We start from the raw sequence: 6609 nt of genomic DNA, 5'->3' as shown, positions 1-6609 counted from the left end.
TCTGACACCGGCGCCATTGCGCCGACCCGAAGGGCCGCCCGGGACATCCCGCGCGGCCCTTTCCCGTTTCCACGGCCCGCAAACATCCCGAAGGCCGCGCCGCAGACGCGGCGGGCACAGCCCTCATGATCCCGAAAGGACCACACGCGCGCCGGTCGGTCAGACCGTCACGCCGCCACGCGCGCGCCGGGTGCCGCGCACAGCGCGAAACCCGGCAGATCCGGTGCGCCGCAGGCGCGCCTCCGGATCGATCCGAGGGAAAGGCGCGCGACCCATCAAGCCGGCCGTCTCAGACCAGCGTGATGTCGCTCAGCAGACCCGCGTTGGAGGCAAGGCCCTCGAAGGTGATGCTGTCGCCGCCGCCGAAATCCAGCACCAATGTGCCGGTCGACGTGTCGGACAGCGTGTTCAGCCGCGCCTGCGTCAACGGTCCGCCCCAGAGCGCGGAGTCGATCTGCAACGCGTCGACGCCCACGGCGTAATCGGCCACCGTGTCGCGGTCGATCGACGCGGCAAAGACGAAGGTATCGGCGCCACCCTCGCCATACAGCGTATCGTCGCCGCCTCCCGCGTTGATCGTGTCGTCCCCGGTGCCGCCAAACACCGCGTCACGGCCGAACTCGCCGGTCTGGGCGGTGTCGAACCACAGGTCGTTGCCATCTCCGAGAAAGCCCCGATCGCGCCCGTTGCCGCCCGCCGCCACGTCGTCGCCGCCGCCGCCGACCAGCGTGTCATCGCCCTGTCCACCGTATAGCGTGTCATTGCCGAGCCGCCCGAGGACGGAGTCGCTGCCATCCTGGCCATAGAACAGGTCATCGCCCGCGCCACCGCCGATCGTGTCATCGCCTGCCCCGGCATAGACTGTGTCCCGGCCCGAGACGCCGCCTTGGGTGTTGTCGATGAACAGGTCGTCGCCATCGCCCAACCAGGCCGCGTCGCGCCCGTCGCCGCCCTCGACCGTGTCGTTGCCGACGCCGCCCTCCAGCGTGTCGTCGCCCTGGCCGCCTCCGACATAATCGTCGCCATCGCCGCCAGAGACACTGTCGGCGCCGAATTGACCATCAAGCGAGTCGTTGCCGCCGCCGCCCAGGATGGTGTCCTTGCCGCCATTGCCAAGCACCGTGTCCTCGCCGAACTGAACCTGGTCATTGTCGCGAAAGATGTCATGGCCCTTGCCCAGCGTGATGCTGTCGCGCCCGTTGCCGCCGGTCACATCGTCATGCCCATCGCCCGCGTCGATCACGTCGTCCTGGTCGCCGCCATCGATGGTATCGGCGCCGTCGCCCCCTTCGATCGTGTCAGCGCCAAGCCCACCTTCGATTACGTCGTTCGAACTGGCGAGGGCAGCGCCACCATCCTCGAACCGGACGTCACCATTGACGGTCAGCGCCGGGCCGACCTGCGCGACCAGCGCCTCACCCGCCGCGTCGACCTGCCAATATCCGGCCATGTCGGCATAATCAGCCGGACCGACCGGGCCGAAGGCATCGGCGGCGATGTCGCCTGTCGTACGCGTGCCATCCCAAAGTCGGATATCGCCGATGCCGCCCTGCAGATCCTGAAGCGAACTGAACCCGCCGCCGAGATTGTCCTGATCCTGGCCGAAGACCAGCGTACCCCCCGCCGCAAGCGTGGTCTGCGCCGCAGGGATCCCAACCTCGTTCCAGACGGTGACCCCGTCGAGGGAAATGCGGACAAATCCCGCCAGACCATCCCATTCCACGGACAGGCCGTGCACATCGCCATCGTAGAACGCCGCCACCGGAACCGTCGTGTTGACCACCTGGTTGTTGATGATGATACGCAGGTAGCGTTCGCTGTTTTCCACCGTCGTATCGGTGGTGATCACGGTGAACGCGTTGTAGATCGTCCCCACCGCGTAGGACATGATCGTGTAGACATTGGTGCCGACCCCCTGGCCCGAGGTGTCCTCGAGCTTGACCAGGGCCTCCATCGTCAGGGCGGTCGTGGGCATGTCGGCAAAGCCCGAAACGCTCAGGTAATCCGGGCCATAGCTGCCGCCCTCGTTCAGAAAGAGCAGGTCCGGCAGGGCCGTGGCCGCCGCACCGCCATCGCCGAAGATCACGTCGCGCCCACCGCCGCCGATCAGCGTGTCGTTGCCCTGGTTGCCGCGCAGCGTGTCGTTGCCCGCGTCGCCGTCCAGACGCTCGTGCCCGGCGCTGCCGGTCAGGGTGTCGTCGCCGCCCGTGCCGATCACCGCCTCGACGCCCGCGATTTCGCCGGACAGGTCCAGCCCGACCTGTGCCTCGGTGATCTCGAAACGCGGCAGGCCGGGATCGGCCGCGTAGTCATCAGTATCCGGCAGGACGCGGGTCAGGTCGCCCGCATCGTTGGCAAAGATCGGATCGGTTTCGAGAACATCGCGCGGCGTCATCGACACCCCGTTGAACAGGCGCGCCTCGGTGGTGCCAGTGTCGTTCCAGACGGGCAGATTGGTATCCAGCGTCCCGGCCCAGGAACCGGTCGTCAGGTTCACGCTCACCGCGCCGGGCCGGCCAGCAAAGTTGAGGCTGTCGAACCCGCCCCCGCCGACGACCGAAGCATCGCCCTCGGACACGAGGAACGTGTCGTCGCCCGGCCCTCCGATCAGCAGGTTGCGGCCCGCGCCACCGCCCAGCACGTCGTCGCCATCGCGGCCCAGCAGCGTGTCGTCGCCGTCATTGCCCGCCAGCGCGTTGTCGCCGCGGTTGCCGATCAGGATGTCGTCGCCCTGGCTGCCGACGAGGTTCTCGATCTCGTAGATCTCGGACCGGCCAAAGGCGCCATGCGCCTCGCCATCGGGGCCGCGGGTGTTGACGCTGACGCGGATGCCGTCCGACAGCATCACCCGCACGCCGCCGAACAGGCCCGCGATGATGGACCCGTCCTTGGTCTCGGGCCGGGCGTTGACGAAGGTCAGCGTGTCGATCCCGTCGCCACCGTCGACCGTGTCCGAGGTCGCCGCCGTTGTGCCGCTGGCGCCGGGATGGATCAGGTCGTCGCCGTCGCCGCCCTCGATAAGGTCGGCCCCGCCGCCCCCGAAGATCACGTCATCGCCGCCGCGCCCGACCAGCGTGTCGTTGCGCGACAGGCCGATGAAACGCTCGTTGCCGTCCGTGCCCTCGAACACCGCCGACACGCGGTCAGAGGCGATCAGCCCCTCGACGTCGAACACCAGCGCGTTGATGTAGCCCGCCCAGCTCGATCCGAAGGGCGCGGGCGAATACATCGCAAAGCGCGCCAGGTCGACCCCGATACGGGTGATGTCGCCGACAATCGGCATGTCGAAACTGACCACGTCATTGCCCGCGCCGCCGCGCACGATGGGCAGGTCCAGCGGATTGCCGTTGTTGAATCGCTGCAGGTAGATCAGGTCGTCGCCGTCGCCGCCCTCGACATCCGACTCCATGCCGGAGATCGCGGCGCGCAGCGTGTCGTCCCCCTCCCCGCCATAGAGGCTGCCGGATTCCTCGATCAGTTCGAGATAGTCGTTGCCGTCCTCGCCATACAGCACGTTGGTGTGGCTGCCGTCGTTGGCCTGCCGCCGGATCAGCACGTCGTCGCCCGCACCGCCGTAGACGGTGTACGAGCCCCTGCCCTTGTCGAACAGGTTGTCGTCGCCGTCGCCCAGAAGGAACACCTCGATGTTGTCGGCGTCGCCGCTGAAGATCGTCGACGGCACGGCGACGGCCGAGGGAATGCCTTCGGCGTCGACCAGCGCCTCGGTGTCCTGGCTCTCGACCGCGCGCAGGTCCATGCCCGCGCCAAAGAGGTTTTCCAGCGACCAGCGCACGTCCGTGTAGCCGCGCAGATCCAGCGTGTCGATGCCTGTGCCGCCGTCGAAATCGCCGCGATCCGCCGTGGAATAAAGCGTGTCATCGCCGAACCCGCCCGCGATCCGCGTCGCGCCATCGCTGTAAAGGATGTCGTCGCCACCGCCACCGTCGATGGTCAGGCTGTCGTCGCCCGAATCCGCGCCGCGGATCGTGTCGTCCCGGTCCGATCCCACGATGGTCTCGATATCCACGAACGTGTCGGTGGCGATCACCGCGCTCAGGTCGGCGGTCATGTGCTGGACGGTGCGCGCCTCGGCATCGATCCGCAGCCGGCCCGTGGCGGGCAGCGAGCCGTTGACGATGGTGAAGCCTGTCGGCGGGACGATGTCGTATTGCACCGTGTTGTTGGAATAGATCAGGCTGTCGAGCCCGGCGCCGCCGTCGTAATGGTCGGCCTCGCCCGTGCTGGGCCCGCCGATCAACGTGTCGTTGCCCGCCTCGCCAAAGATGCGGTCGGCGCCCGGCCCGCCGATGATCAGGTCGCGCCCGCCGCCGCCAAGGATCAGGTCGTCGCCGCCCTCGCCGGTCAGGTAGTCGTCGGAATCGTTGGCCTGGATGAAATTCGCGCGCTCGGACCCGAAGACGCTGACATTGCGGTTGTCCTGGATCACCACGTCCTCGATCGAGTTCAGGTAATCGCTGTTGGCCGACCCGCCGACCAGCGCGCGCCCCTCCCAGATCTTGGGACTGGCCGCGCCATCGTTGTAGCCGCTTTCGCTGTAGAGGAAGATCGACGTCGTGGAGCTGCTCGACGGGTCATCCTCCAGCAGCCACGTGTCGGTGCCGCCATCCGCCGGGTCGGGCACGACGCCGGTATAGACCTCGCCCGAGCCGTCGATGCTGTCCTGCCCGGCGGTGTGGACGAACAGCTCGTTCTCGGCCGAGCCGATCAGCACATCGTTGCCCGGCGTGCCGCCGGTCTGCACCACGCCCGCCTGGATCAGGCCGTCGAGGTCGTAGAACCCGTCGAGAAAGGCGAAGTTCTCGATCCCGTAGACGATCTCGAACCCGTATTTCCCGCCCTTGTCGTAGATCACCAGCGGTGCCGACTCGGACACCTTGATGAAGGTGAAGCGGCTGAGTTGCCCGGGCAGCAGCAGCCAGTCCGATCCGCTGTCGCCGCCGAACAGCACGTCCTTGCCACCGCTGGCCACGAACAGGTCGGAAGCATTGCCCGCGGTGCCGCCCGGTGCGCCGTCCACGGTATCGTCGCCGTCAAGCGCGTTCAGGATGTCGCCCTGCACATCGCGCCCGTCCAGCGCCTCGGAGGCGTTGGTGCCAAAGCGCAGCGCAAAACCCGAGGCCGCCTCGAACTGTTCCAGCAGTTGCGTCCGCAGGTCGGCCACGATCTGGTCGATCTGCGCGCTCCACTCGTCGATCAGCGCCTGCACCTCGTCCAGCACGGCGTCGATGCGGCCCGTGACCTCGTCGAAGATACCGAGATCGGGCAGGAAATCGGTGATCCGGTCGCCGATCCGGTCCATGATGGCGGAGATGCCCAGCGTTTCGAGGATCCAGTCGATCACCGGCCCCACGGTGATGTCGAAGATGAACCCCACCAGGTCCAGCGCCCATTCGATCGGCTTCAGCGCCGCATGCACCGCCTTGAGCGGGTTGCTGATGAAGCTGAGCGCCCCGTTGATCTGGCCAAACTGCGCCGAGACGTCGCCGATGGCGTCAAAGACATTGACCCCCGGCAGGCTGGGCGCGTCGAAACTGGCGATCAGCCCGTTGAAATCGACAACCAGCGATTCATACAGCGTGTTGACCGCATCCAGCGCGTCGTTGATCCCGACCGTGGCCAGCGCGCTGTCGAACGTGGCCTCGAGCCCGTCGAAGGCGCCGCCATCGTTTTCAAAGACCAACTGAGCCAGTTGGATCGTGACGTAATACTCCTTGAGTTCGGTTTCGACCTGCTCCAGCACCTTGCCGGCGTTGTCGAGGAAATCCTCTGCCTGCTGGAGCTTGTCGATATACTGACCGTTCTCGATCTTCTCGCGCAGCTGGCCGGCGCGGAAGGTGACATGCGTCGCGACTTCCTCGACCCGCTCCAGCACCCGGTCGAACAGCTTGGACGGCACCTTGAGCGGGCCGACCTTTTCCGTGACCTTCAGCGTGAAGCGGAAGGACTTGACCGTGCTCAGGAAACTGTCGGCCTGCTTTTCCAGTTGCACGACCTGTTCCAGCGTCTTGCGGCTGACCTTCATCAGCGCCTCGGCGATCTCGGCCTTGTCACCGAGATCGTCGACATTGGTGATCGAGCGTTCGATGTTGTGCTCGAGTTCGTGAAGCTCGGTGGGAAAGTTCGTGTCGCCCTCGACGGTGCTGTGGCTGAGCGCGTAGCGCGGAACGGCCTCGCTCGTCTCTTCGGGCTGCGGTTCCCGGGTCACGATACTCGGCAGGGCCGCGTCGGTGCGATCCACCACCGGCGGCACGGCATCGCGCCCCCCGCTCCAGAGGCCGCGCAGGGCCGAGTCCATGGCAAGCGTGCTGGTCTGCGTGGCCAGCGTTGTGTCACGCCGTTCTGACCCCATGCGCCACAGGGGCAGGCCCGGCCGTTCGATCCAAAGGGAAAAACCGGTCCGTTCTGCGGGCAAAGCCGCAGCAACCTTGAAATCCAGCATCGTACAACGTCCTTAGAAAAAACTAATTTTGCCGGAAAAGAGTGCGGCAAGAGGGGCTCTCGATCAACAAAAAGAAGCCTGCGCAGTGCATTTTCATGCCATGCCTGCAACCAGCGCACCGCCTTCCGGACAGGCAGCGACGTGTCATT

The 6609-nt window shown here is 66.5% G+C and carries 1 protein-coding gene; it reads right to left on the bottom strand.

The window, feature by feature from the left end:
• Positions 1–289: 289 nt before the first annotated feature.
• Positions 290–6460, bottom strand: a complete 6171-nt coding sequence (locus tag KB874_RS23145; RefSeq protein ID WP_212536394.1) for a beta strand repeat-containing protein — start codon at positions 6458–6460, stop codon at positions 290–292.
• Positions 6461–6609: the final 149 nt, after the last annotated feature.

Source organism: Thetidibacter halocola (genome assembly GCF_018224955.1).
In the GTDB taxonomy this organism is placed as follows: domain Bacteria; phylum Pseudomonadota; class Alphaproteobacteria; order Rhodobacterales; family Rhodobacteraceae; genus Thetidibacter; species Thetidibacter halocola.
The sequence above is the reverse complement of the archived record's forward strand: the minus strand, read 5'-3'. Positions and strand labels throughout refer to the sequence as shown.

Coding starts and splice junctions, on each gene's coding strand:
- KB874_RS23145 (WP_212536394.1), bottom strand. CDS start 6,460: ATGCTGGATTTCAAGGTTGCTGCGGCTTTGCCCGCAGAACGGACCGGT.